Raw genomic sequence first — 342 nt, forward strand, 5'->3', positions numbered from 1 at the left:
CGTCGGCCCACTCGCCCGTCGGCTCCTGGTGGCGGTCGGAGAGCGAGTTGCCGAACCACGGCGAGACGCGCTCGGCGATCTCGTCGATGTCCTCGCGACTCCACGCGTCCTGTCGGGTGATCCACGCCGGGTCCGCGAGGTGGAGGTCGCTGTCGAGCGCGTACAGCTGCTCCTTGTCGGGCTGCCACGAGGAGTAGAGCCCCGACCAGTCGAGCGAGACGCCGGGGAGCCGCTCGACGAACTGGTTCCAGAGGCCGTCGTAGTAGTCGGGCGCGTGGAGGGCGGTGACGTCGTCCCCGCGGCCCAGCGCGAACGCCATCCCCGCGTGGTGGGTGATCCGGG

At 71.3% G+C, this 342-nt stretch carries 1 pseudogene; it reads right to left on the reverse strand.

Annotation, left to right across the window (positions count from 1 at the left end):
• Positions 1-342 (reverse strand): annotated as a pseudogene (locus EXE44_RS18700) (ABC transporter substrate-binding protein); the annotation flags it as partial.

This window comes from Halorubrum sp. SS7, from assembly GCF_005435055.1.
GTDB classification, from domain to species: Archaea; Halobacteriota; Halobacteria; order Halobacteriales; family Haloferacaceae; genus Halorubrum; species Halorubrum salinarum.